Raw genomic sequence first — 21,751 nt, 5'->3', positions numbered from 1 at the left:
GAAGCGAGCCCTGAGATGAGTCATCCCTGACCCCTTGAGGGTCCTAAAGGGCCGTTGGAGACCACAACGTTGATAGGCGGGGTGTGTAAGTGCAGCGATGCATTGAGCTAACCCGTACTAATTACCCGTGAGGCTTAACCATACAACACCCAAGAAGTGTTCTAAGGCTTGTAGCGAATGAACGAACTACTCAAATTCAGTGGTAATGACAAAGCAAACTAGCCAAGTCGTTATTCACGTCAGCTTTCTAGATTAAGAATTTGCCTGGCGGCCATAGCGCCGTGGAACCACCTGATCCCATGCCGAACTCAGAAGTGAAACGCGGTAGCGCCGATGGTAGTGTGGCATTCGCCATGCGAGAGTAGGACACTGCCAGGCACCCAATACAAGAAACCCCGCTCTATGAGCGGGGTTTTTTATTACCTGCTATTCAGCAAGTCGCCAGCTTATTAAGCTTTTCCCTTCTTGTCATTCATTGAATCCCCCTGCGAAACCCCAAAGGGATCTCCTTTCGTGTTCAATATTTGCTCGCTGGTTCAATGGGTTGGATATAAAAAACACAGAATGTGATGCCTCTACCTTTCTTGTGATGCCTCCTCTGGTTTAATTCTTCAGTCCATATTGATGGACCAAGGAATCACAATAATTTAAGGAATAGACTCATGTTCAAGAGAACAGTAACGATGATGCTGGCGGCGGGAACCCTGGTATTAGGCGGTTGCGCATCCAATGGTGGTGCAGAGCAGGCTGGGGCAGACAACAGCGACTTCGGTGGCAAGTCCATCTACCTGCGCGGGGAAATGAACGACTGGATGGCGACTGATGAAAGCAAGGTAGTCAAGGTGGCCGACAAGCTCTATATGGCCAAAGGCACCCTCAAGAAAGAGTGGGCCCCCTACAAGTTCAAGTTTGCTGATTCAGGCTGGAGCTGCGGTACCAACTTTGGCTACAAGAGCCCGAGTGATGGTGTTGCCGTGTTGGGTGGTGAGGGTGTGCCGGTCAATCCCTGCTCCAAGTATGAGGACATGAAGTTCTCACCGGATGCCGATGGCGTCTACGAGTTCTATCTGAATATGGCGGGTGAAACACCGATCGTTTACGTCAAGAAGCCCTGATCTATCTCTGAGTGTTAAATCTCTCAGCAAATTAATCAGTTAAGTGCCCTGGCCAAGAAATCTGCTGGCCGGGGCATTTTTTTAGGTTAGAATCGGCGCCCTCATGGCATCAGGTGTACTATATGTTGTGTCATTAATTTTAGATGGCACCATTAGTTGTGTTTTCTGCTGTTGTCATGATGTTGATGCATTCACATAAGGTTGATTGAAAATGGCTAAATCGAACCCGGTGCTGGAGAGTGAGCTTGGCTCCCGCCTTATCCCCATGCAGGAAACGTCCCTCGAGATCTGGGATAGCAAGTATCGCCTCAAGAGCAAGGATGGTACTCCCATCGACAGCTCTATCGATGAGACTTACCAGCGGGTAGCCCGTGCGTTGGCAGAGCAGGAGCTGGAACCTGAGGCCTGGTATGAGCCGTTCCTGTGGGCGCTGCGGAATGGTGCCATTCCGGCGGGGCGCATCACCTCCAACGCCGGGGCTTTTGAGCACAAGCCAGCCACTTCAACCATCAACTGTACTGTTTCCGGCACCATCGAAGATTCGATGGACGATATCCTCAGCAAGGTGCACGAGGCTGGCCTGACCCTGAAAGCTGGTTGCGGCATCGGCTATGACTTCTCGACCCTGCGCCCGCGTGGTGCCTTTGTCTCCGGTGCCGGTGCCTACACCTCCGGCCCGCTCTCCTTTATGGATATCTATGACAAGATGTGTTTCACCGTCTCGTCAGCCGGTGGCCGTCGCGGCGCCCAGATGGGCACCATGGATATCCGCCATCCCGATGTGATCGAGTTTATTCAGGCCAAGCGTGAAGATGGCCGCCTGCGTCAGTTCAACCTCTCCCTGCTCATCACCGAAGATTTCGTCAAGGCGGTGAAAGAGGATGCACCCTGGTCGCTGATCTTCCCCTACACCGCCAAAGAGGTGGAGCAGGATGGCATTGCGCTGGACGATCCCGCTCAGGTGCTCTGGGCCGACTGGCCCAACAAGGAAGGGGTTGTATTCAACGAGTTGGGGCAGGTCGCTTGTAAGGTCTACAAGACCATGCCAGCCCGTAAGCTGTGGAATGTCATCATGACCTCCACCTATGACTATGCAGAGCCCGGCTTCATCCTGATCGACAAGGTCAACCAGATGAACAACAACTGGTTCTGTGAAGAGATCCGCGCGACCAACCCCTGTGGTGAGCAGCCGTTGCCGCCCTACGGTGCCTGTCTGCTGGGCTCGGTCAATCTGACCAAGTTTGTGCGCGACCCTTTTACTGAAAACGCGGCATTCGATTGGCAGGCGTTTCGCAAGGTGGTGGCCATCTTTACTCGCATGCTCGACAACGTGGTGGAGATCAACCAACTGCCGCTGGCCAAACAGCGCGAGGAGATCACTGCCAAGCGCCGTCACGGCATGGGCTTCCTGGGTCTTGGTTCGACCCTCACCATGCTGTTGATCAAGTACGGCTCTGCGGCATCCGTAGCCTTTACCGAGCAGGTATCCCAGGAGCTGGCGATGACCGGCTGGCAGGAGTCCCTGCGTCTTGCCAAGGAGAAGGGCCCAGCCCCCATCATGGAGCAGGAGTTCGAAGTAACCGGCAAGATGCTGCGTCTGCGCCCGGAAATGGCGGCTGATGGCATCAAGGTGGGTGACAAGGTGAAGGGCAAGGTGCTGCATGCGCGCTACAGCCGCTACATGCAGCAGGTTGCCGAAGTGGATCCTGCGCTGGTGGCCGAGCTGGCCGAAGTGGGTGGGCGTTTCACCCATCACAGTAGTATCGCGCCGACCGGCACCATCTCGCTGTCTCTGGCCAACAACGCCAGCAACGGAATCGAGCCGAGCTTTGCCCACCACTACAGCCGCAACGTCATCAAGCCGGGCAAGAAGAGCAAGGAGAGCGTGGATGTCTACTCCTTCGAGCTGCTGGCCTATCGCGAGCTGGTGAATCCGGCCGCCATGCCCTATGCCGATGATGAGGCGAGCCGTCTGCCGGAATATTTCATTACTGCTGACGACATCAGCCCGGCCCAGCACGTGGACATTCAGGCGGCGGCTCAGCGCTGGATTGACTCCTCCATCTCCAAGACCGCCAACGTGCCGACCGATTTCCCGTTCGAGCAGTTCAAGGACATCTACATGTATGCCTCGGACTCCGGTCTCAAGGGGTGCACCACCTTCCGTTTCAACCCGGAGGCCTTCCAGGGCGTGCTGGTGAAGGAGAAGGATCTGGAGAACACCCTGTACGATTTCACCCTGGAGGATGGTTCCGTCATCTCCGTCAAGGGGAACGAAGAGATCGAATACGATGGTGAGCTGCACACTGCCGCCAACCTCTACGACGCCTTGAAAGAAGGCTATTACGGTAAATTCTGAGAACGACATTATGGTCAAGAAGATCGACAAAAAAATCGTCGCCTACAAGGTGCGTACCAAGGATGAACCGCAAGAAGATCTCTCTGCGCAGGATGACGTGGTGCACATGCACGAAACCGTGCTGCGCCCGGAGCGGCTGATGGGTACTACCTACAAGCTGAAGACGCCGGAGCATGTCTCCGAGCACTCGCTGTTCATCACCATCAACGACATTATTCTCAACGAGGGCACGGTGCACGAAACTCGCCGTCCGTTCGAGATTTTCATCAACTCCAAGAGTCTGGAGCACTACCAGTGGATCGTGGCGCTGACCCGCATCATCTCGGCGGTATTCCGCAAGGGGGGGGATGTCACCTTCCTGGTCGAGGAGCTGCGTTCCGTATTCGATCCCAAGGGCGGCTACTGGAACAAGGGCAAGTATGTGCCGTCGCTGATCGCCGAAATTGGCAACGTGATCGAGAGCCATCTCACCGAGATAGGCATGCTCAAGGCGCCGGGGCTGGACGAGCATCAGCAGGCATTTCTGGCCGAGAAGCAGGCCGAGTTGAAAGCCGCTCAGGAGGCTGAAGAGCAGCAGGCGAGCAGTGGTTTTCCGGCCAATGCCGCGCTCTGCTACAAGTGCCACACCAAGGCGCTGGTGCTGAAGGATGGCTGCATGACCTGCCTCAACTGTGGCGACTCCAAGTGCGGCTGACAAACATGCTCAAGTAGTTGAACGATAGAAAAAAGACCGGCCACAGTGCCGGTCTTTGTATTGCTGTTTTTATGCGCAATCAAATCAGGCGGCCAAGTGATTTGTTGCGCGATAGTAAAATCGGGCGTAGCGTTGAGGGTAATAAAACTGTCACGGCCGTGTGGTTTCAATGACATCCGAGATTCACACACGTGGCCCTTCAGTGCCAAGGAGGATGCTTATGGACAATACGGACCGAAAGCTGTTTATCCTGGATACCAACGTTCTGCTTCACGAACCCCTCGCTATCTACTCCTTCAAAGAGCACGACGTGCTCATCCCCATGACGGTGCTGGAAGAGCTCGATAACATCAAGGATCGCCACAAGGATGTCAGCCGCGATGCGCGGGTGGCCATTCGTGCGCTGGAAGATGTGTTCCGCGATGCAACCCCGGATCAGATCACCCAGGGCGTGCCGCTGGCCGGCGAGGCGAGCGGCCATATCTGCATCTTCAGCGATCACCATCTGCCGCAGGATGCCGAGGTGTTTACCGACAAGGAGGCCGACAACCGCATCATCAACGCGGCCCTCTATCTGCAAAAGCACGAGTTGAAGCGTCAGGTGGTGCTGGTCACCAAAGACATCAACATGCGCCTCAAGGCCAAGGGGGCCGGGCTTGCTCACGTTGAAGATTACCGCAGCGACCAGCTGATCGACGATATCCGCCTGCTGGCCAAGGGTTTTCAGGTGGTGCCCGGCAGCTTCTGGGAGCGGGTTGGCGAGTGCGAGAGCGAGACCCACGGCCGCGACACCATCCATGTGATCGATGCCAATCTGCTGGAAGGGGTTCACGTAAACCAGTATCTGGTGGATGAAGAGAATTTCTTCGCCGCCCGGGTGCTCAGCCACGATGGCAGCAAGATCCGCATCAAGGATCTGGGCCGCGAGCGGCTGATGTCCCGCAAGGCGTGGGGTGTCCATCCCAAGAATGTCTATCAGGGGATGGCGCTGGATGCACTGCTCGATCCGCACATCGATCTGGTGATCCTGACCGGCCCGGCGGGTTGCGGCAAAACCTTGCTGGCCATGGCTGCTGCGCTGGAGCTGGTGATTGAGAAGGGCATTTACGAGAAGGTGATCGTCACCCGTAATACCCCGGAAATTGCCGAAAGCATCGGCTTCCTGCCCGGCACCGAAGAGGAGAAGATGATGCCCTGGTTGGCGGCGGTGACCGACACCCTGGAGGTGCTGCACAAGCAGGACGAGAACATGAGCGGCTCGCTCAGCTACATCATGGAGAAGGCCAATATCCAGTTCAAATCGGTCAACTTCATGCGCGGGCGCAGCATCCAGAACACCTTCGTATTGCTGGATGAATGCCAGAACCTGACCGCATCCCAGATCAAGACCATCATCACCCGCTGCGGCGAAGGCACCAAGATCGTCTGCTCCGGTAACCTGGCCCAGATCGACTCCAACTATCTGAGCCCGGTGACCTCGGGTCTCACCTACATCGTCGAGCGTTTCAAGGATTTTGACGGCAGTGCCAACATCTTCCTCAATGGCGTGGTGCGTAGCAGATTGGCATCCTTTGCCGAGGAAAACCTCTGATTTAGCTGACTATCTTCATATGAAAAAGGGAAGCCACTTGGCTTCCCTTTTTTGATCCCGTCACCAGTTCAGTGTCCTTGGGTCACTGTCCAAGGTAGCGCAGCAGCCCCGGGTGGTCGCTATTTTGCAGAATATCCGGCTTGCCTTGCAGGGCGATGCGCCCCTCGTCCACAAACAGCACCTGATCGGCAATCAGCTGGGCATCTTCCGGATTGTGGGAGACCATCAGTACGGTAATGCCCTGTTCGCAGGCTAGCCTCGCCACTTCCGCCAGCATCTCCCGGCGCAGGGCGGGATCGAGGGCAGAGAAGGGCTCATCCAGCAGCAGCAGCGGTTTGCCGCGCACCAGCGCGCGAGCCAGCCCGACTCGCTGCTGCTGGCCGCCGGAGAGCTGTTCAGGCTGGCGGTTTAACATCTCGCCAAGACCAACCCGTGCGGCTGCATCGATCACCTGTGCCCGTTGGGCTGCACTCAGGCGCAGACCCGGGTGCAAGCCGATGGCGATATTGTCGAACACCGACAGATGGAGGAACAGGTTGTGATCCTGAAACAGGGTGGTGACTGGTCGCTCGGCGGGGCCCAGCGGCAGCAGATCTTCGCCATCGAAGCTGAGACGGCCTGATTCCACCGGCACGAAGCCGGCGATCATCCCGAGCAGGGTCGATTTACCTGCGCCGCTTGGGCCGATCAGTGCGGTGATCTCTCCCTTGGGCAGGGTCGCGCTGAAGCTGACGCGCCAGTCGGGGTAGCTGGTCACCAGCGTATCAATGTTCAGCATGTTTTCCTCCAAGACCCCGCTCCACCAGCCAGAACAGGGAGAAACAGAGCGTCAGCAGCAGCAGAGCGGTGGCGGCTGCCTCGGTCAATCGATAGCTGCCAAGCTGTTGGTAGAGCAGCCAGGGCAGGGTGGTGAGCTCCTGACTGCCAAACATGGCGATGGCGCCAAGATCCCCCAGCGAGAGGATCATCGACAGCGCCATCGCCAGTGCTAGCGGGCGGCGCAGCAGCGGCCACTCCACCAGCCGCAGGCGATGCAGGCCGCGCACCCCCAAGCTATCCGCCAGCCGGTCATATTGGCGCACCACCAGCTGCATGGGGGCGGAGAGGGTGCGCAGCACATAGGGGAGTGCCATCAGGGCGTTGACCAGCACCACCAGCCAGGGGCCGAGGGCGAACACATCGGCAAAGGGCATAAACAGGATGAAGAGACCGGTAGAGAGCACCACTGCCGGGATCATCAGGATTATCAAGCCGCTGGCCTCCCACAGGGCGGCAGCCCGCCGCTGGCGGGTGCGTACCTTGAGGTGACGGCTGGTGAGCAGCAGGCCGCTGCCGAGCAGAGTCGCCAGGGTGCCTGCCGCCAGTGCAATCAGCAGCGACTGGCCGCTCGCCTGCCACAGTTTGGTGGAAGTGAGCGCCGTCAGCAGGCCGGGGTGGAGGCCGGCGACGACGATGGCCAGCAGTGGTGGCAGAAAGATGGTGAGCCCGATACCGAGCGAGAGCAGATCCACCAAGGCCGTGCCCGGCTGATGACGGTCCGGCCGCAGGCATGGGCGACGGGGGGTTACCCTGCTGGCCGGGGTACTCTGCAACTTGTGCTGCAGGGCGAGCAGGGCGGCGGTCAGGATGAGCTGCACCAGCGCCAGTCCGCCGGCGGTGGCGAGATCGAAGTCAAAGCGCAGCGCCTGATAGACGGCTACCTCCAGTGTGGTCGATTTCGGCCCGCCCCCTAGCGCCAGTACGGTGGTGAAGCTGGTGAAGCAGAGCATAAAGATGAGGCTGGCCAGCCCCGGCAATATGCCGCGAATAAGCGGCCACTCCAGCAGCCGGAAGATATGGGATGAGCGCATGCCGAGCTGGCTGGCGAGGCGCCAGCTCGATTCGGGGATGCTCTCTATGCTCTGCAGCATCAGGCGGGCCGCCAGCGGCATGTTGAAGAAGACGTGGGCCAGCAGGATACCGAACAGGCCGTAGAGATAATTGCCTGGATCCAGCCCCAAGGTGCGCAGCAGCTGCGGCAGCCATCCCTGTTTGCCGTGGACAGCCACGATACCGAAGATGGCGATGATGACCGGCAGTACCAGCGAGAGGCCAAACAACTTGATCAGCAGGGTGCGGCCAACGAAGCGCCGCCGCGCCAGCGCGCGGGCCACCGGAATGGCGAGCCCGAGACTGAGCAGGGTGGAGAGCAGTGCCTGCCCCAGACTGAAGCCCAGCACATGACGCAGATAAGGATCTGCGAGCAGGGTGCGGGGGGCCAGTGAACCGGCCTGCCACAATAGGGCCGCCAGCGGCCCGAGGGATAACAGCAGGATCAACAGGGTAGCTACACTGCCCGGCAACCACCAGAGGGGACGAGCCTGTAGTTTCAGATAATGGCTCACTGGGTGACGGCTTGCAGCCACTCGCGGATCCACCCTTTGCGATTGGCGGCCACCTCATCGCTGCTGAAGGCGAGCGGCTTGGCTACGGTGATCATCTGCTCGAAGCCCTTGGGCAGCGGCGTGTCGATAACCGGATACATCCAGTTGCCGGTCGGGATCTCGTTCTGGAAGGCGGGGCTCACCATAAATTGCAGGAACTGGTCAGCCAGCTTCTCCTGTTTGGCGCTCTTCAGCTTGGCGGCCACTTCTACCTGACGGTAGTGCCCCTCTTCAAATGCCGCAGCCTGATACTGGGGCTTGCTCTCGGCAATCAGGTGATAGGCCGGAGAGGTGGTGTAGGAGAGCACCATGTCCGCTTCGCCATCGAGGAACATGCCATAAGCCTCTGACCACCCCTTGGTGACGGTAACCGTCTTTTTGGCAAGCTCGCCCCAGGCGGCAGGCGCCTTGTCGCCGTAGACAGACTTCATCCACAGCATCAACCCCTGCCCCGGGGTGGAGGTGCGGGGATCCTGATAGATCACTTTGAGGTCGGGACGCTCCACCAGCTCTTTCAGGCTCTTGGGCGGCTGCTTGAGTTTGTCCTTGTCATAGACGAAGGCGAAGTAGCCGTAGTCGTAGGGGACGAAGGTGTCATCCTGCCAGCCACCCGGCACCTTGATGCCATCCAGCTTGGCGGGATGGGGGGCGAACAGACCGCTCTGCTTGGCTTCGCTGATGAGGGCATCGTCGAGCCCCAGCACCAGATCGGCCTTGCTGTGGTTGCCCTCCAGCCGCAGCCGGTTGAGGATGGCGACCCCATCTTCGAGGGGAACCAGATTGAGGGTGCAGTCGCACTCTTTCTCGAAGGCCTGTTTGATCTTGGGCCCCGGACCCCACTCGGCAGTGAAAGAGCTGTAGGTGTAGACGGTGAGGGTGTCGGCGGCGAACACATTGGCCGACAGCAGGCCGGTGGTGACCAGCAGCAGGGTCTTCATGGGTGGCACTCCCTATTACTTGTTAATAACGAGGTGCCAGCGGGTGAGGGCGCAAAAAATGAGCGCCATGCCTCAAATTCCTCCGCCAGCATTATCTGGATCAGGTACACGGGTATAATCTCAGCGGTAAACCGCACCCCGTTTGAGAAACGAACCGCATTGTATTAACGTTCTTTTGGGTAGACCAGCACAATTGTGCAATACCCATGAGATGACGCCCACCCAACAGAGGATGTTCGCGTGCTTACCAATACCAAGGAAAGGCGTGCCTTTGCGCGCATGGTCATCAATGCTCCGGTCACCGTCTATCAGCAGCAGCTGGTGCTGGAGGGGATCTGCCGGGATCTCAGTGCCAACGGCATGGGAATTGCGGTCTCTGAACACCAGCTCGACATCAATCAGCCCATCCGGATCAGTCTTGCCACCAACAACAACCTGTTGCCTCCCTTTGAAGCTCATGCCCGTATTATCCGGGTGCTGGAGGAGGAGAGCGGGTTGCTGCTGGCGGTGGAGTTTCTGCCTCAGGGTTAATCCTCTCTCCTCATCGGCAGAGGGAGGGGGTTAGCCTTTTTCCTGAACCGGTTGCACACTCAACTGCTTGCTATCGACCAGCGTTTTGCTGGTCGAAGCTATTTGGCCCGCAGGCAAGGTGGCGGGGCCTGTGGGTTCGAGCAGCAGGTAGTTTTGCCCCTGCCAGTTGAGGGTCGCATCCCCCGGCTTGGCGGGCAGGTCAACAGCCAGCAGGGCATGGCCGGGGACGAACACCATGGCCTGTTTCAGCTCGGGAAAGAGCTGGGCCAGCATGGCGGCCATCAGGGTTACCTTGCTGTCGCAATCACCCCGGTTCTGTTCCAGTACCTGACGGGGCGGGAGGAAGCCCTTGCCCTGTCTTCCATTCAGGCTGTCGAGCTGCTGATAGGGGATGCTCTGGATAAAGGTGAGCATATGGGCCACGGTTTTCTGGCGCGCTTCTGTTTCGGTACTGCCCTGCTGTTTGAGCTGATCCGCCAGCGGAGCCAGCCCGCTGCGACTCTCCAGCGCGATGCGCACATGATCTTGCTTCACCGCCAGCTGCCCGTCGGGGGTGTTGAAGTACTGGAAGTAGTGTTTGGTCAGCCACGCCTGCTCCTCTTTGCTCCGCTTGGACTGCAGAAAGGCCATCGCCTCGCGCGCCTTGTCCTGATTGCGGCTTTTCAGATGCAGCTCCAGCGAGGGGCGGGAGAGGGTGAACTGCACCTCGGGGTAGTTCTGGCGCACCTCCCGCAGCAATACCTGCAATACCTCCTCCTGCATTCTGGCCGGGCGATAGGCGATGAGAGGCGGTAACTTGCCCTGTTCGAGCCGGTAGGTGAGCTGTTGGGATTTGCCTTCGCTATCCTGCCAGCCGACGCTGATCTGGCCGAGGCTGTTGTTGAAGCTGGTTTGGCTGGCCCCCGCAGGCAGGGCAAGCAGCAGGGCACAGAGCAGAGGAATTGCCGTCGGTCTCTTCATCATCCTTTCCTGTGGCACGGGCCAGTTCCGGTGGTCCAAAGTGGGAAGCGTCGCGGACAGTAAAACAGGGAGCCGAAGCTCCCTGTTGATTCTACTCGTTTTTTGCAACTGGCTGATTAAATCCAGCTCGGCTGCTTTGCCTCAAAGGCGCTGATGGCGGCCTCGTGCTGCAGGGTCAGGCCGATGGCATCCAAGCCGTTGAGCAGGCAATAACGGCGGAATTCGTCGATCTCGAAACCGAAGCTGAGGCTACCTGCACGTACCTGATTCGCTTCCAGATCCACTTCGATCTGGATGCCCGGCTGGGCGGCGACCAGCTGGAACAGGGCGTCGACCTCCTCCTCCTTCAGACGCACCGGCACCATGCCGTTGTTGATAGCGTTGCCGTAGAAAATATCGGCAAAGCTCGGGGCTATGATGGTCTTGAAACCGTAGTCCGCCAGCGCCCAGGGGGCGTGCTCGCGACTAGACCCGCAGCCGAAGTTCTCGCGAGCCAGCAGGATGCTGGCACCGGCGAATTGCGGTTGGTTGAGCACGAACTCGAGGTTGGGCTGCTGGCCGGCATCGTCCAGAAAGCGCCAGTCGTGGAACAGGTGCTTGCCAAAACCGATGCGGTTTACTTTTTGCAAAAACTGTTTGGGAATGATGGCGTCGGTGTCGACGTTGGCGCTGTCGAGGGGGGCGACGATCCCTTTATGCTGTTTGAATCCGGTCATCGAAATGTCCTCTTACAGTGCGCGAATGTCGGCGAAGCGGCCGGTGACGGCGGCGGCGGCGGCCATGGCCGGGCTGACCAGATGGGTGCGGCCGGCGCGGCCCTGACGCCCTTCGAAGTTGCGGTTGCTGGTGGAGGCGCAGCGCTCTCCCGGTTGCAGGCGGTCGTTGTTCATGGCCAGACACATGGAGCAGCCGGGCAGGCGCCACTCAAAACCGGCCTCGATGAAGATCTTGTCCAGCCCCTCGGCTTCGGCCTGCGCCTTCACCTGCTCGGAACCCGGCACCACCAGCGCCTGCACGCCAGCGGCGACCTTGCGACCGCGGGCGATGGCGGCTGCGGCGCGCAGATCCTCGATGCGGCTGTTGGTGCACGACCCGATAAATACTTTGTCGATGGCAACGTCGGAGAGCTTCTGGCCCGGTTGCAAGTCCATGTAGGCCAGAGCCTTGCGGGCGGACTGCTGCTCCATCAGATCGCTAAAGGATTCCGGCGCCGGAATCGGTTCATTGACGGCAATCACCTGACCCGGGTTGGTGCCCCAGGTGACCTGGGGAGCGATGTCGGCAGCGTCCAGCACTACCTCTGCATCGAAGCGGGCACCTTCGTCGCTCTTGAGGCTCTGCCAGTAGGCGATGGCCTGCTCCAGTACCTCGCCTTTGGGGGCAAACTCCTTGCCACGGATGTAGTCGATGGTGGTCTGGTCGGGGGCAATCATCCCCGCTTTGGCGCCCAGCTCGATGGCCATGTTGCACACCGTCATCCGCCCTTCCATGGTGAGGCCTTCGATGGCCTCGCCGGCGAATTCCACCACATAGCCGGTACCGCCGGCATGGCCGACCTTGCCAATAATGGCCAGCACCACGTCCTTGGCACTGATGCCCTCGGCCAGCTTGCCGTTGACCGAAATGCGCATGGTCTTGGCGCGGCCCTGTTTCAGGGTCTGGGTTGCCATCACATGTTCCACTTCGGAAGTGCCGATGCCGAACGCCAGCGAGCCGAAGGCGCCGTGGGTGGCAGTGTGGGAGTCGCCGCAGACGATGGTGGTGCCGGGCAGGGTGATGCCGAGCTCGGGGCCCATCACATGGACGATCCCCTGATATTTGTGGTTGAGATCGTAGAGGCGAACCCCGAACTCCTTGCAGTTGTCCGCCAGCGTCTCCATCTGGATGCGGGCCATCTCGCCGGAGGCGGTGATGTCCTTGGTGGTGGTGGAGACGTTGTGATCCATGGTGGCCCAGGTCAGGTCCGGGCGGCGCAGCTGGCGATTCATGGCGCGCAGGCCGTCGAATGCCTGCGGGCTGGTCACTTCATGCACCAGATGGCGGTCGATGTAGATGAGGGGGGTCTCCCCTTCCACTTCCCGTACCACGTGGGCGTCGAATACTTTCTGATAGAGGGTCTTGGCCATTGCTTCTCTCTTCCTTGTTCTCTGTTATGCGGCTCAGATCCGGGCGGCGATCTGGCTACCCATCTCGGACGTGCTCTGCACCGGATGGCGGGCGCTGGCCTGATGCAGGTCGGCGGTGAAGTAACCCTCGGCCAGGGTCTGGGCCACGGCCTGCTCGATGGCTTGAGCTGCGGCTTCCTGGCCCAGGCTGTAGCGCAGCATCAGGGCGGCGGAGAGGATCTGGGCGATGGGGTTGGCGATCCCTTTGCCTGCGATATCCGGGGCCGAACCACCGGCCGGTTCGAACAGGCCGAAACCCGATTCGTTGAGGCTGGCAGAGGGGAGCAGCCCCATGGAGCCGGTGATCATGGCGCACTCGTCGGAGAGGATGTCACCGAACAGGTTGGAGCAGAGCAGCACATCGAACTGGGACGGATCCTTGATGAGCTGCATGGTGGCGTTGTCGATATACATATGATTCAGTTCGACGTCGGGATAATCCTTGGCCACTTGCGTCACCACCTCGCGCCACAGGATGGAGGAGGCGAGCACGTTGGCCTTGTCGATGGAGGTGACCTTGCCACGGCGCACGCGAGCCGATTCGAACGCTATCTTGGCGATGCGCTCAATCTCGAAGCGATGGTACACCTCGGTGTCGAACGCCTTCTCGTTCGCTCCTTCTACCACACGCCCCTTGGGTTGGCCGAAGTAGATGCCGCCGGTCAGCTCGCGCACGCAGGCGATGTCAAAACCGCGATCGGAGATGTCGGCGCGCAGCGGGGAGAACTGTTCCAGACCGGTGTAGATACGGGCCGGACGCAGGTTGCAGAACAGCTTGAAGTGGGCGCGCAGGGGCAGCAGGGCGCCACGTTCCGGCTGATCGTTGGGGGGCAGATGTTCCCATTTCGGGCCGCCCACCGAGCCAAACAGCACGGCATCGGCTGCTTCGCAACCCGCGATGGTGCTCTGCGGCAGCGGAGTGCCATGGTTGTCGATAGCAATGCCGCCCACATCAAAGTGCTGATAGTCGAGGGAGAAGCCGAATTTGGCCTGCACCTTCTCCAGCACCTTGACGGCTTCGGCCATCACTTCCGAGCCAATGCCGTCACCCGGCAATACTGCGATCCGATAACTGCTCATACTGTCTCCGTCTTGATAGTGTTATTTCGTTCCATCTGTTCGGCCACCTGATCGGCGCGCCAGATGCTGTTGATCACATGGAGCAGGGCGTGGGCCGAGGATTCGATGATGTCGGTGGCCAGCCCCATGCCGTGGAATTTGCGCCCCTTGTACTCGGCGACGATATCGACCTGACCGAGGGCATCTTCCCCTTCGCCCTTGCTCTTGAGGGCATATTTGTCGATGCGGATCTCATAGCCGGTGATGCGGTTGATGCACTGGTAGACCGCATCCACCGGGCCATTGCCGGTGGCCGCTTCGCAGATCAGATCCTGCCCCACTTTCAATTTGACCGAGGCGGTGGCCAGCACCGAGCTGCCGCTCTGGACCCCGAGGTACTCCAGCTTGAAGTGCTCCGGCTCCTCGTGGATCTGGCTGAAGAAGGCCAGCGCTTCGAGGTCGTAGTCGAATACCTGCCCCTTCTTGTCGGCCAGGGTCAGGAACTTGCCGTAGAGGTGGTCGAGGTCGTAGCTGCTCTCGGCATAACCCATGGACTCCATCCGGTGCTTGATGACATGGCGGCCAGAGCGGGAGGTCATGTTGAGGTTGTTCTGGGTCAGGCCAATGCTCTCGGGGGTGATGATTTCGTAGGTGTTTTTCGCCTTGAGCACCCCATCCTGATGGATGCCGGAGCTGTGGGAGAAGGCATTGGCACCGACGATCGCCTTGTTGGGTTGCACCGGCATGTTGCAGAGCTGGCTGACGAGGGTGCTGGTGCGATGAATTTCGCTGTGGCGGATATTGGTTTGCACCCCGAGCAGGTCGGCTCGGGTTTTCAGGATCATCGCCACCTCTTCCAGCGAGCAGTTGCCCGCCCGCTCGCCGATGCCGTTGATGGTGCACTCGATCTGGCGGGCCCCCATCTGCACCGCGCCGATGGAGTTGGCCACCGAGAGTCCCAGATCGTCGTGGCAGTGGACCGAGATGATGGCCTTGTCGATATTGGGGACCCGGTTGAACAGGGTGTGGATGATGCCGGAGAACTCGGTCGGCACCGTGTAGCCCACGGTGTCCGGGATATTGATGGTGCGGGCCCCCGCCTTGATGGCGGCCTCCACCATGCGGCAGAGATTATCGATCGGCGTGCGGCCCGCATCCTCGCAGGAGAACTCCACATCATCGGTGTAGCGCAGGGCGTGCTTGATGGCGCCGACCCCCATCTCCAGCACATCCTCGAAGCTCTTTTTCAGCTTGCTCTCCACATGGATGGAGGAGGTGGAGATAAAGGTGTGGATGCGAAACGCTTCGGCGACCCGCAAGGCTTCGCCGGCGGCGTCGATATCCTTGGGCAGGGCGCGGGCGAGGGCGCAGACCCGGCTGTTCTTGATGTGGCGGGCGATGGTCTGCACCGATTGAAAATCGCCGGGAGAAGAGACCGGGAAGCCCACCTCCATGACGTCGACACCGAGCCGCTCCAGTGCCTGGGCGATCTGCAGCTTCTCCTTGACTGTCAAACTGGCCGCCAGGGCCTGCTCACCATCACGCAAGGTGGTGTCGAATATGATGACCCGATCTGACATGTGACTTCCCTCTTCCTAAGTTCGGTAACGTGCATCCTGCGGCGGCATAAAAAAACCCGTGCAGGGTGCACGGGTTTTTGTAAATTCCGGCTATGCCTTAGCCCGGCTACAAGGATCCCGCGCGAGTTAACGCGATTAGGGAGATTAGTAGTAGCGGGGTGGCGATACGCATGACGTTGTTATTCCTTCCAGTCGATAACGCTTTTACCAATATCGAGATTTTTATGCTGTGTCAACACGGAAGGTCAGGGGCAATCTGCTGACGTATTTAATCGGATTGTAAAGGATTGCAAATTTCCTTGTCCCATATTCGGCCCATGACCGATTATCTAGTCATTCCTGCTGTGCTCTATTCTCTGCACAACCAGATCGACTTATCAGCATTGGCTGAATTATCTGAGGTGTTAAATGGAAAAACGTAGACCTGGTCGTCCGGTCGGACGTTCTGACATTCGTGACAAGTTGCTTGCTGCCGCCCGTGAGCGTTTTCTCAATACTCCCTATAGCAAGGTGACTACACGCGAAATCGCGGAGCTTGCTGGCTCCAATCTGGCAATGATCCACTACTACTTTGGCAGTAAAGAGGGTCTTTACAAAGCGGTATTGGGCGATGTGGCCGAACCCCTCGACCATGCCTGGCAAGATGAACACAGCAATCACAGCCTCAACGAGCTGCTCAACACCTACTATCAGGTGATGGCGCCCAACAGCGAGCTGACCTCTGCCATCTCCAGCGCATTGTCTACCGAGAAGAGCCCGGGCCGGGATTTTGTGCTGAACCGCCTGCTGGAACGCCAGCTGCCGCAGTTCGATGCCCTGCTGGAAACCATGAAGTCCAACGGCGAGCTGGGTGACAACCTGGATCCCGACATGCTGAAGATCTCCTTCCTCAGCATGATGTGGCAGCCATTCGTGATGAAAGATCTCTACGAGCAGGTGTTTGGCCTGAAAGTGGATGAGCACTTCATGGCCCGTCTGGCGGACCACAACTGCCGTCTGATGGAGACCGGCCTGCGCGGCAGCCACTGATTTTGCCGCAACATCGAGATTAAAAAGGGCCATTCGGCCCTTTTTTCATAAATCTGTTATCCCTTGTTCAACGTAACGTCATCCCGCTTTCTTACTCTGCAAGCAGAATTCAGGGAAGGAGGGGATATGAACAAGATCCAGCAATGGGACCTGCAGGTGTGCCGGGTCTGCCTGCTTCACGGCTACAACCGGCAGCAGGCAAGGGTGAGTCGTCTCATTTCCCGCACCGGTGATGGCCCGCTTTACGCCGTGCTGGCCGCCCTGCTCTGGTGGCAGGGGGAGGCAGAGCGGGAGCTGGTGCGACTGGCGCTGCTTGCCTTTGCCATCGAACTGCCCCTCTATCTGCTGCTGAAAAACAGCCTGAAACGGCAACGGCCGGTCGGCTTGCCAGTCTTTATCACCCCCTCCGATCGTTACAGCCTCCCCTCCGGCCACACCGCCGCCGCATTTCTGATGGCCACCATACTGGCCACCGGCTTTCCGCTCTGGGCGCCCCTGCTGTTTGGCTGGGCGGCGCTGGTGGGGGCATCCCGGTTGCTGCTCGGGGTACACTACCTGAGCGATCTGGTAGCCGGTGCCCTGCTGGGGGGCGGTTGCGCCGTGCTGGCGCTCAGCTGGAGCCACTCATGAGGATACTGTTCGGGGTGCAAGGCACCGGCAACGGTCATATCAGTCGCAGTCGCACTTTGGCGCGAGCGCTGCGCACGGCAGGGGTCGAGGTGGATTATCTCTTTAGCGGCCGCCCTGCCGACCGCTACTTCGACATGGAAGAGTTCGGCGCCTACCGCGCTTTTCCCGGCCTCACTTTTGTCAGTCACGAGGGGCGAGTTTCTCCGTGGCGCACCCTGCAGGCCGCCTCGCCGCTCACCTTCTGGCGGGATCTGCGGTCTCTCGATTGCAGCGAATACGATCTGGTGGTGAGCGATTTTGAGCCGTTGACCGCCCATGCCGCCCGCCGCTATGGCAAGCCGAGCCTCACCATCAGTCATCAGGCCAGCTTCAACTGGCCCATCCCGCGCTGGGGGGAGGATGGGGTCAGCCGCCAGCTGATGCGCCACTTTGCTCCTGTGGATCAGCCGCTCGGGCTGCACTGGTTTCACTTCGGTCACCCCTTGCTGCCACCGGTGATCGACCCCATCGCCGCCGCACCGGATAACGGCGAGATCCTGGTCTATTTGCCGTTCGAGCAGACCGAGGCGATCGCCGCCTTGTTGTCGCGCTTTGGCCAGCAGCGCTTCGTCTGCTTTCACCCCGCCATTCGCACCCCCAGCCAATGGCGCAACCTGCGCTTCGAACCACCATCGCGGCACGGGTTTATCGCCGTGTTGGCCGGTTGTCGCGGCGTCATCTCCAACGCTGGTTTCGAGCTGGCTTCCGAGGCGCTCACCCTTGGCAAGAAGCTGCTGGTCAAACCCCTCGGCGGCCAGTTCGAGCAGCTGACCAACGGCAAGACCCTCGAGATGATGGGGTTGGCAACCCTGATGGATGTGCTTGATGCCAATCTGGTGCGTACCTGGCTCGACAGCGCCTCGCCGGGGGCTGTCTGTTACCCCGATGTAGCGGGGGAGCTGGCCCGCTGGCTGGCGGCGGGCGCGGACGAGAGCGTGGCCTCTCTGTCACGGCGGCTCTGGGCGCGCACCCTGTTTCCGGAGGAGGTGAGTGATCGCCTGAGCGAGCTGGATGGGGGCGACTGTTTATCCAGTTGCTGGTTATCGCAAGTGAGCGTTGTTGACTAGACTGAAAGGCGATCCCACCAAGGAGAGGACGGAGCAAATGCGCTTTACCAATGAAAACGGCGAAGTCATGAACCTGGCTGATAATCTCACCCTGCACGAGTTGCTCGATATGGGTGTCAGCATTTCGGTCAGTGAAGAGACCGATCCGGATCAGCAGATCTGGTTGGCGGAGCCGGATCAGGAGAACTGAGTCATCATTCGGCATCAAGCCCATCGCTGAGCGGTGGGCTTTTTTGTGGCTGTTTTTCCCCTCTGCGGAATGATCCGCTGGCCATTCCCCGACTTCCTTCCCTTTTGTCTCATGCTCGCTGCGGCAAGTCATTGAATGTTAATAGCCGGTTGAAATGTATGACTGTTCTGGTCAGATAAAGCCGTGGACAAGCTTTATGAAGCGGGTTAAGTTGGTTTTTCACCCTATTTTCGGGTGAATGACGGAAAAATCCTTTTTTTCTACTGTCGACGGGGCTGAATTGGACCGATCTGCATTCAGATAACAACAAGAAACGGATCGGGCCGTGCCGGGAAGCACGGCATCGTCGGCGGGATTCGCTAAACGGAGCAAAGCCTGGAGGGCTTTATCATGGAGATGTTATCAGGCGCCCAGATGGTGGTTAGAGCGCTGGAAGATCAGGGAGTTGAGCACGTCTTCGGCTACCCTGGTGGCTCAGTGCTCGACATCTATGACGCTCTCTTCGAAAACGGCAAGATGGAGCATGTTTTGGTGCGGCACGAGCAAGCCGCGGTTCACATGGCTGACGGTTACGCCCGTTCCACCGGCAAGGTGGGGACTGTGCTGGTAACGTCAGGCCCGGGAGCGACCAACTGCATTACCGGTATTGCCACCGCCTATATGGATTCCATTCCGCTGGTGATCCTCTCCGGTCAGGTGCCGACCAGCATGATCGGTGAGGATGCGTTCCAGGAGACCGACATGATCGGTATCTCCCGCCCGGTGGTGAAGCACAGCTTCCTGTGCAAGAAGGCGAGCGATATTCCCGAGGCCATCAAGAAGGCCTACTACATTGCCGCCAGCGGCCGCCCGGGGCCGGTGGTGGTGGATCTGCCCAAAGATGTGCAGAACCCGAAAGAGAAATTCCCCTACCAGTATCCCGAGACGGTCTCCCTGCGCTCCTACAACCCGACCAAGTCTGGCCATAAAGGGCAGATCAAGCGGGCTGCCAAGCTGCTGGTAGAAGCCCAGCGCCCGGTGATGTACGTGGGTGGTGGCGCCATCAACGCCAATGCGGACCATCTGGTGACCAAGCTGGCGGAGCTGCTGAACCTGCCGGTGACCACCACCCTGATGGGACTGGGGGCTTTCTCCGGTGTCCATCCGCAATTTATCGGCATGCTGGGGATGCACGGCACCTTCGAAGCCAACAAGACCATGCACAACGCGGATCTCATCTTCGCCGTCGGTGCCCGCTTCGATGACCGCGTCACCAACAACGTGGCCAAGTTCTGCCCCAATGCGACCGTGGTCCATATCGATATCGACCCCACCTCCATCTCCAAAACGGTGCAGGCTCATGTGCCTATCGTCGGCTCGGTGGAAACCGTGTTGGAGCAGATGCTGGAAGTGATCCGCGAGTGTGGCTTCGATAACGACAAGGAGGCGCTGGCGGACTGGTGGAGCCAGATCAACCAGTGGCGCTCCCGTCACTGTTTGGCCTACGAAAAGTCGGCTACCCAGATCAAGCCGCAGCAGGTGATCGAGACCCTCTACAAGGTGACTCAGGGTCAGGCGTTCGTTGCCTCCGACGTCGGCCAGCACCAGATGTTTGCCGCGCTCTACTACCCGTTTGCCAAACCGCGCCAGTGGATCAACTCCGGTGGCCTCGGCACCATGGGCTTCGGTATTCCGGCCGCCATGGGGGCCCAGTTTGCCAACCCGGATGCGGTGGTCTGCTGCGTCACCGGCGACGGCTCGGTGCAGATGAATATTCAGGAGCTCTCGACCTGCATGCAGTACGGGGTGCCCATCAAGATCATCTCCATCAACAACCGTGCACTGGGCATGGTCAAGCAGTGGCAGAAGATGTTCTACGGCGGCCGTCACAGCCACTCCTACATGGAGTCCCTGCCGGACTTCGTCAAACTGGCGGAAGCCTACGGCCACGTCGGCATCGCGGTGAGTGATCCGGCCGAGCTGGAGAGCGCCATGGAGAAAGCCTTCGCCATGAAGGATCGGCTGGTGTTCATGGATATCTCGGTCGACCCGGATGAGCACGTCTATCCGATGCAGATCAAGTTTGGCGCCATGGATGAGATGTGGCTGAGCAAGACGGAGAGAACCTGATGAGACACATCATTTCAGTACTGCTGGAGAACGAATCCGGCGCCCTGAGCCGCGTGGTGGGTCTCTTCTCCCAGCGCGGCTATAACATCGAGACCCTGACGGTAGCGCCGACCGAGGATCCCACCCTGTCGCGCATGACTATCGTCACCATGGGTGACGAGCGGGTGCTGGAGCAGATCCAGAAGCAACTGCACAAGCTGGTGGATGTGCTCAAGGTGTGCGACCTGAGCGAAGGGGAGCATATCGAGCGGGAGATCGCGCTGGTCAAGGCGCGCGCCGCCGGTGGCGCCCGTGACGAGCTGAAACGGCTGGCGGATATCTTCCGTGGCCAGATCGTCGATGTCACCCCCGAGCAGTACACGGTACAGCTGGTGGGCACCAGCGAAAAGCTGGATGCCTTTATCAAGACTGCCGCCCAGACCAACGAGATCATCGAAGTGGTGCGCTCCGGCGTCTGCGGCATCTCGCGGGCGGACAAGGCGCTGCGGCCCTGATGGCTGGCGGGACAGCTGATGACACGTCAGCTGCCGCAGAGTGAAAGAAAAGAGGGCTCTGCGGAGCCCTTTTTGTTTGGTTTTTCTTTACGAGGGGAGGGATGATGTTCGGTATTCATGATCTTGCACTGTTTATGGTCTCGGGGTTGCTGCTCAATATCATGCCGGGACCCGACTCCCTGCTGGTCATGCTGCGCAGCGGCTCGCAAGGGTGGCGTGCCGGTTCGGTCGCGACGTTGGGCATCGGCACCGGTGTCATGGTGCATGTGCTGGCGGCGGCCCTCGGTCTGTCGGCCCTGCTCAGCGCGTCGGCCGAACTGTTTGCCCTTATCAAGCTGGCTGGCGCCATCTACCTCATCTATCTGGGGTTCTCCCTGCTGCGCCAGCAGGCTACGGGGTCAATGGAGAGAGGGGTCACACTGCCCGCCCTCTCATATGGTCAGATTTACCGGCAGGGAGTGCTGACCAATGTGCTCAACCCCAAGGTGGCGCTCTTTTTCCTCGCCTTCGTGCCCCAGTTCATCGCGCCGGATGCCCCCGACAAGGCGCTCGCTTTTATCCTGCTCGGCTGCATCTTCAATCTGGGCGGCATCATCTGGTGTCACCTGCTGGTCTTTACCACCGTCTATGCCAGCCACAAGGTACGCTTGTCACAGCGTCTTGGTCGCTGGCTCAACCGGGGCATCGGCACTCTGTTTGTCGGGCTCGGGATCAAGCTCGCCTGCGACTAGCTCGCCGCTTTCTGACCTGGGGCAGATTATCGTGCGCCGCGCTGTGC

General features: G+C 59.4%; 20 protein-coding genes, 2 rRNA genes and 1 riboswitch. Of the genes, 14 read left to right on the top strand and 8 right to left on the bottom strand.

The window, feature by feature from the left end:
- The 6 genes from G5193_RS11515 to G5193_RS11490 all read left to right on the top strand — a co-directional run.
- Nucleotides 1-142 (top strand): 23S ribosomal RNA (locus G5193_RS11515); the annotation flags it as partial.
- A gap of 121 nt (nucleotides 143-263) precedes the next feature.
- Nucleotides 264-378, top strand: a 5S ribosomal RNA gene (gene rrf / locus G5193_RS11510).
- A gap of 284 nt (nucleotides 379-662) precedes the next feature.
- The gene (locus G5193_RS11505) at nucleotides 663-1,115 is read left to right on the top strand and encodes a pullulanase (RefSeq protein ID WP_421206046.1); all 453 of its coding nucleotides are present in this window, start codon (nucleotides 663-665) and stop codon (nucleotides 1,113-1,115) included.
- 211 nt (nucleotides 1,116-1,326) lie between these two features.
- Nucleotides 1,327-3,474: an adenosylcobalamin-dependent ribonucleoside-diphosphate reductase gene (locus G5193_RS11500; protein ID WP_421206045.1), complete on the top strand. Its 2,148-nt coding sequence runs from the start codon at nucleotides 1,327-1,329 to the stop codon at nucleotides 3,472-3,474.
- Nucleotides 3,475-3,484: 10 nt separating this feature from the next.
- On the top strand, nucleotides 3,485-4,168 hold the full coding sequence (locus G5193_RS11495) for an NrdJb (protein WP_021231985.1): 684 nt from the start codon (nucleotides 3,485-3,487) through the stop codon (nucleotides 4,166-4,168).
- A gap of 220 nt (nucleotides 4,169-4,388) precedes the next feature.
- The gene (locus G5193_RS11490; RefSeq protein ID WP_227341945.1) at nucleotides 4,389-5,759 is read left to right on the top strand and encodes a PhoH family protein; all 1,371 of its coding nucleotides are present in this window, start codon (nucleotides 4,389-4,391) and stop codon (nucleotides 5,757-5,759) included.
- An 82-nt stretch (nucleotides 5,760-5,841) separates the two neighbouring features.
- On the opposite strand, the gene thiQ is transcribed toward G5193_RS11490, so the two are convergent.
- The 3 genes from thiQ to thiB are packed head-to-tail and all read right to left on the bottom strand — an operon-like array spanning nucleotide 5,842 to nucleotide 9,120.
- Nucleotides 5,842-6,537 carry a thiamine ABC transporter ATP-binding protein gene (gene thiQ, locus G5193_RS11485; protein ID WP_128815406.1) on the bottom strand — a complete coding sequence of 232 codons (696 nt, stop codon included), beginning with the start codon at nucleotides 6,535-6,537 and terminating at the stop codon, nucleotides 5,842-5,844.
- Nucleotides 6,524-8,143 carry a thiamine/thiamine pyrophosphate ABC transporter permease gene (gene thiP, locus G5193_RS11480; RefSeq protein ID WP_421206044.1) on the bottom strand — a complete coding sequence of 540 codons (1,620 nt, stop codon included), beginning with the start codon at nucleotides 8,141-8,143 and terminating at the stop codon, nucleotides 6,524-6,526. Before thiP ends, thiQ begins: the two co-directional genes overlap by 14 nt.
- A complete protein-coding gene (gene thiB, locus G5193_RS11475) occupies nucleotides 8,140-9,120 on the bottom strand; it encodes a thiamine ABC transporter substrate binding subunit (protein WP_236271637.1) in 981 nt (326 codons plus the stop codon). The genes thiP and thiB overlap by 4 nt, the downstream gene beginning before the upstream one ends.
- 60 nt (nucleotides 9,121-9,180) lie before the next feature.
- Nucleotides 9,181-9,271, bottom strand: a riboswitch (TPP riboswitch).
- A gap of 89 nt (nucleotides 9,272-9,360) precedes the next feature.
- Here thiB and G5193_RS11470 point away from each other — a divergent pair.
- A complete protein-coding gene (locus G5193_RS11470) occupies nucleotides 9,361-9,651 on the top strand; it encodes a PilZ domain-containing protein (RefSeq protein ID WP_005339160.1) in 291 nt (96 codons plus the stop codon).
- A 30-nt stretch (nucleotides 9,652-9,681) separates the two neighbouring features.
- Here G5193_RS11470 and G5193_RS11465 read toward each other — a convergent pair whose 3' ends face one another.
- From G5193_RS11465 to leuA, 5 genes are all read right to left on the bottom strand, one after another.
- Nucleotides 9,682-10,611, bottom strand: a complete 930-nt coding sequence (locus tag G5193_RS11465; protein ID WP_266135457.1) for a transglutaminase domain-containing protein — start codon at nucleotides 10,609-10,611, stop codon at nucleotides 9,682-9,684.
- Nucleotides 10,612-10,727: 116 nt separating this feature from the next.
- Nucleotides 10,728-11,327, bottom strand: coding sequence for a 3-isopropylmalate dehydratase small subunit (gene leuD / locus G5193_RS11460; protein ID WP_201989577.1), 600 nt, complete (start codon nucleotides 11,325-11,327; stop codon nucleotides 10,728-10,730).
- Between the two features lie 12 nt (nucleotides 11,328-11,339).
- Nucleotides 11,340-12,737, bottom strand: a complete 1,398-nt coding sequence (gene leuC, locus G5193_RS11455) for a 3-isopropylmalate dehydratase large subunit (RefSeq protein ID WP_421206043.1) — start codon at nucleotides 12,735-12,737, stop codon at nucleotides 11,340-11,342.
- 33 nt (nucleotides 12,738-12,770) lie between these two features.
- Nucleotides 12,771-13,856 (bottom strand): 3-isopropylmalate dehydrogenase, encoded by a 1,086-nt coding sequence (leuB, locus tag G5193_RS11450; RefSeq protein ID WP_421206042.1) that lies wholly within the window; start codon nucleotides 13,854-13,856, stop codon nucleotides 12,771-12,773.
- Nucleotides 13,853-15,415 carry a 2-isopropylmalate synthase gene (gene leuA / locus G5193_RS11445; protein WP_005339151.1) on the bottom strand — a complete coding sequence of 521 codons (1,563 nt, stop codon included), beginning with the start codon at nucleotides 15,413-15,415 and terminating at the stop codon, nucleotides 13,853-13,855. The genes leuB and leuA overlap by 4 nt, the downstream gene beginning before the upstream one ends.
- A 408-nt stretch (nucleotides 15,416-15,823) precedes the next feature.
- Between leuA and G5193_RS11440 the strand changes: the two genes are divergently transcribed.
- From G5193_RS11440 to G5193_RS11410, 7 genes are all read left to right on the top strand, one after another.
- Entirely contained in the window at nucleotides 15,824-16,444 is a 621-nt protein-coding gene (locus G5193_RS11440; RefSeq protein WP_005349170.1) for a TetR/AcrR family transcriptional regulator, read from the top strand.
- A gap of 126 nt (nucleotides 16,445-16,570) precedes the next feature.
- Nucleotides 16,571-17,074, top strand: coding sequence for a phosphatase PAP2 family protein (locus G5193_RS11435; protein WP_005358196.1), 504 nt, complete (start codon nucleotides 16,571-16,573; stop codon nucleotides 17,072-17,074).
- Nucleotides 17,071-18,180, top strand: coding sequence for an MJ1255/VC2487 family glycosyltransferase (locus G5193_RS11430; RefSeq protein ID WP_278168973.1), 1,110 nt, complete (start codon nucleotides 17,071-17,073; stop codon nucleotides 18,178-18,180). The genes G5193_RS11435 and G5193_RS11430 overlap by 4 nt, the downstream gene beginning before the upstream one ends.
- A gap of 37 nt (nucleotides 18,181-18,217) precedes the next feature.
- Entirely contained in the window at nucleotides 18,218-18,370 is a 153-nt protein-coding gene (locus G5193_RS11425) for a hypothetical protein (protein ID WP_005339147.1), read from the top strand.
- Nucleotides 18,371-18,760: 390 nt separating this feature from the next.
- Nucleotides 18,761-20,479: an acetolactate synthase 3 large subunit gene (locus G5193_RS11420; protein ID WP_005339146.1), complete on the top strand. Its 1,719-nt coding sequence runs from the start codon at nucleotides 18,761-18,763 to the stop codon at nucleotides 20,477-20,479.
- Entirely contained in the window at nucleotides 20,479-20,973 is a 495-nt protein-coding gene (ilvN, locus tag G5193_RS11415) for an acetolactate synthase small subunit (RefSeq protein WP_005311605.1), read from the top strand. Before G5193_RS11420 ends, ilvN begins: the two co-directional genes overlap by 1 nt.
- 104 nt (nucleotides 20,974-21,077) lie before the next feature.
- On the top strand, nucleotides 21,078-21,704 hold the full coding sequence (locus tag G5193_RS11410; RefSeq protein ID WP_421206050.1) for a LysE family translocator: 627 nt from the start codon (nucleotides 21,078-21,080) through the stop codon (nucleotides 21,702-21,704).
- The last annotated feature ends 47 nt before the right edge of the window (nucleotides 21,705-21,751 follow it).

Source organism: Aeromonas sp. 601027, assembly GCF_049174455.1.
In the GTDB taxonomy this organism is placed as follows: Bacteria; Pseudomonadota; Gammaproteobacteria; order Enterobacterales; family Aeromonadaceae; genus Aeromonas; species Aeromonas veronii_A.
This window is presented reverse-complemented; position numbering and strand designations above follow the sequence as displayed.

Excerpts from the sequence above, each read along its gene's own strand:
- G5193_RS11505 (WP_421206046.1), top strand. The coding sequence starts at position 663 with ATGTTCAAGAGAACAGTAACGATGATGCTGGCGGCGGGAACCCTGGTA.
- G5193_RS11500 (WP_421206045.1), top strand. The coding sequence starts at position 1,327 with ATGGCTAAATCGAACCCGGTGCTGGAGAGTGAGCTTGGCTCCCGCCTT.
- G5193_RS11495 (WP_021231985.1), top strand. The coding sequence starts at position 3,485 with ATGGTCAAGAAGATCGACAAAAAAATCGTCGCCTACAAGGTGCGTACC.
- G5193_RS11490 (WP_227341945.1), top strand. The coding sequence starts at position 4,389 with ATGGACAATACGGACCGAAAGCTGTTTATCCTGGATACCAACGTTCTG.
- thiQ (WP_128815406.1), bottom strand. The coding sequence starts at position 6,537 with ATGCTGAACATTGATACGCTGGTGACCAGCTACCCCGACTGGCGCGTC.
- thiB (WP_236271637.1), bottom strand. The coding sequence starts at position 9,120 with ATGAAGACCCTGCTGCTGGTCACCACCGGCCTGCTGTCGGCCAATGTG.
- G5193_RS11465 (WP_266135457.1), bottom strand. The coding sequence starts at position 10,611 with ATGAAGAGACCGACGGCAATTCCTCTGCTCTGTGCCCTGCTGCTTGCC.
- leuD (WP_201989577.1), bottom strand. The coding sequence starts at position 11,327 with ATGACCGGATTCAAACAGCATAAAGGGATCGTCGCCCCCCTCGACAGC.
- leuC (WP_421206043.1), bottom strand. The coding sequence starts at position 12,737 with ATGGCCAAGACCCTCTATCAGAAAGTATTCGACGCCCACGTGGTACGG.
- leuB (WP_421206042.1), bottom strand. The coding sequence starts at position 13,856 with ATGAGCAGTTATCGGATCGCAGTATTGCCGGGTGACGGCATTGGCTCG.
- leuA (WP_005339151.1), bottom strand. The coding sequence starts at position 15,415 with ATGTCAGATCGGGTCATCATATTCGACACCACCTTGCGTGATGGTGAG.
- G5193_RS11440 (WP_005349170.1), top strand. The coding sequence starts at position 15,824 with ATGGAAAAACGTAGACCTGGTCGTCCGGTCGGACGTTCTGACATTCGT.
- G5193_RS11435 (WP_005358196.1), top strand. The coding sequence starts at position 16,571 with ATGAACAAGATCCAGCAATGGGACCTGCAGGTGTGCCGGGTCTGCCTG.
- G5193_RS11430 (WP_278168973.1), top strand. The coding sequence starts at position 17,071 with ATGAGGATACTGTTCGGGGTGCAAGGCACCGGCAACGGTCATATCAGT.
- G5193_RS11425 (WP_005339147.1), top strand. The coding sequence starts at position 18,218 with ATGCGCTTTACCAATGAAAACGGCGAAGTCATGAACCTGGCTGATAAT.
- G5193_RS11420 (WP_005339146.1), top strand. The coding sequence starts at position 18,761 with ATGGAGATGTTATCAGGCGCCCAGATGGTGGTTAGAGCGCTGGAAGAT.
- ilvN (WP_005311605.1), top strand. The coding sequence starts at position 20,479 with ATGAGACACATCATTTCAGTACTGCTGGAGAACGAATCCGGCGCCCTG.
- G5193_RS11410 (WP_421206050.1), top strand. The coding sequence starts at position 21,078 with ATGTTCGGTATTCATGATCTTGCACTGTTTATGGTCTCGGGGTTGCTG.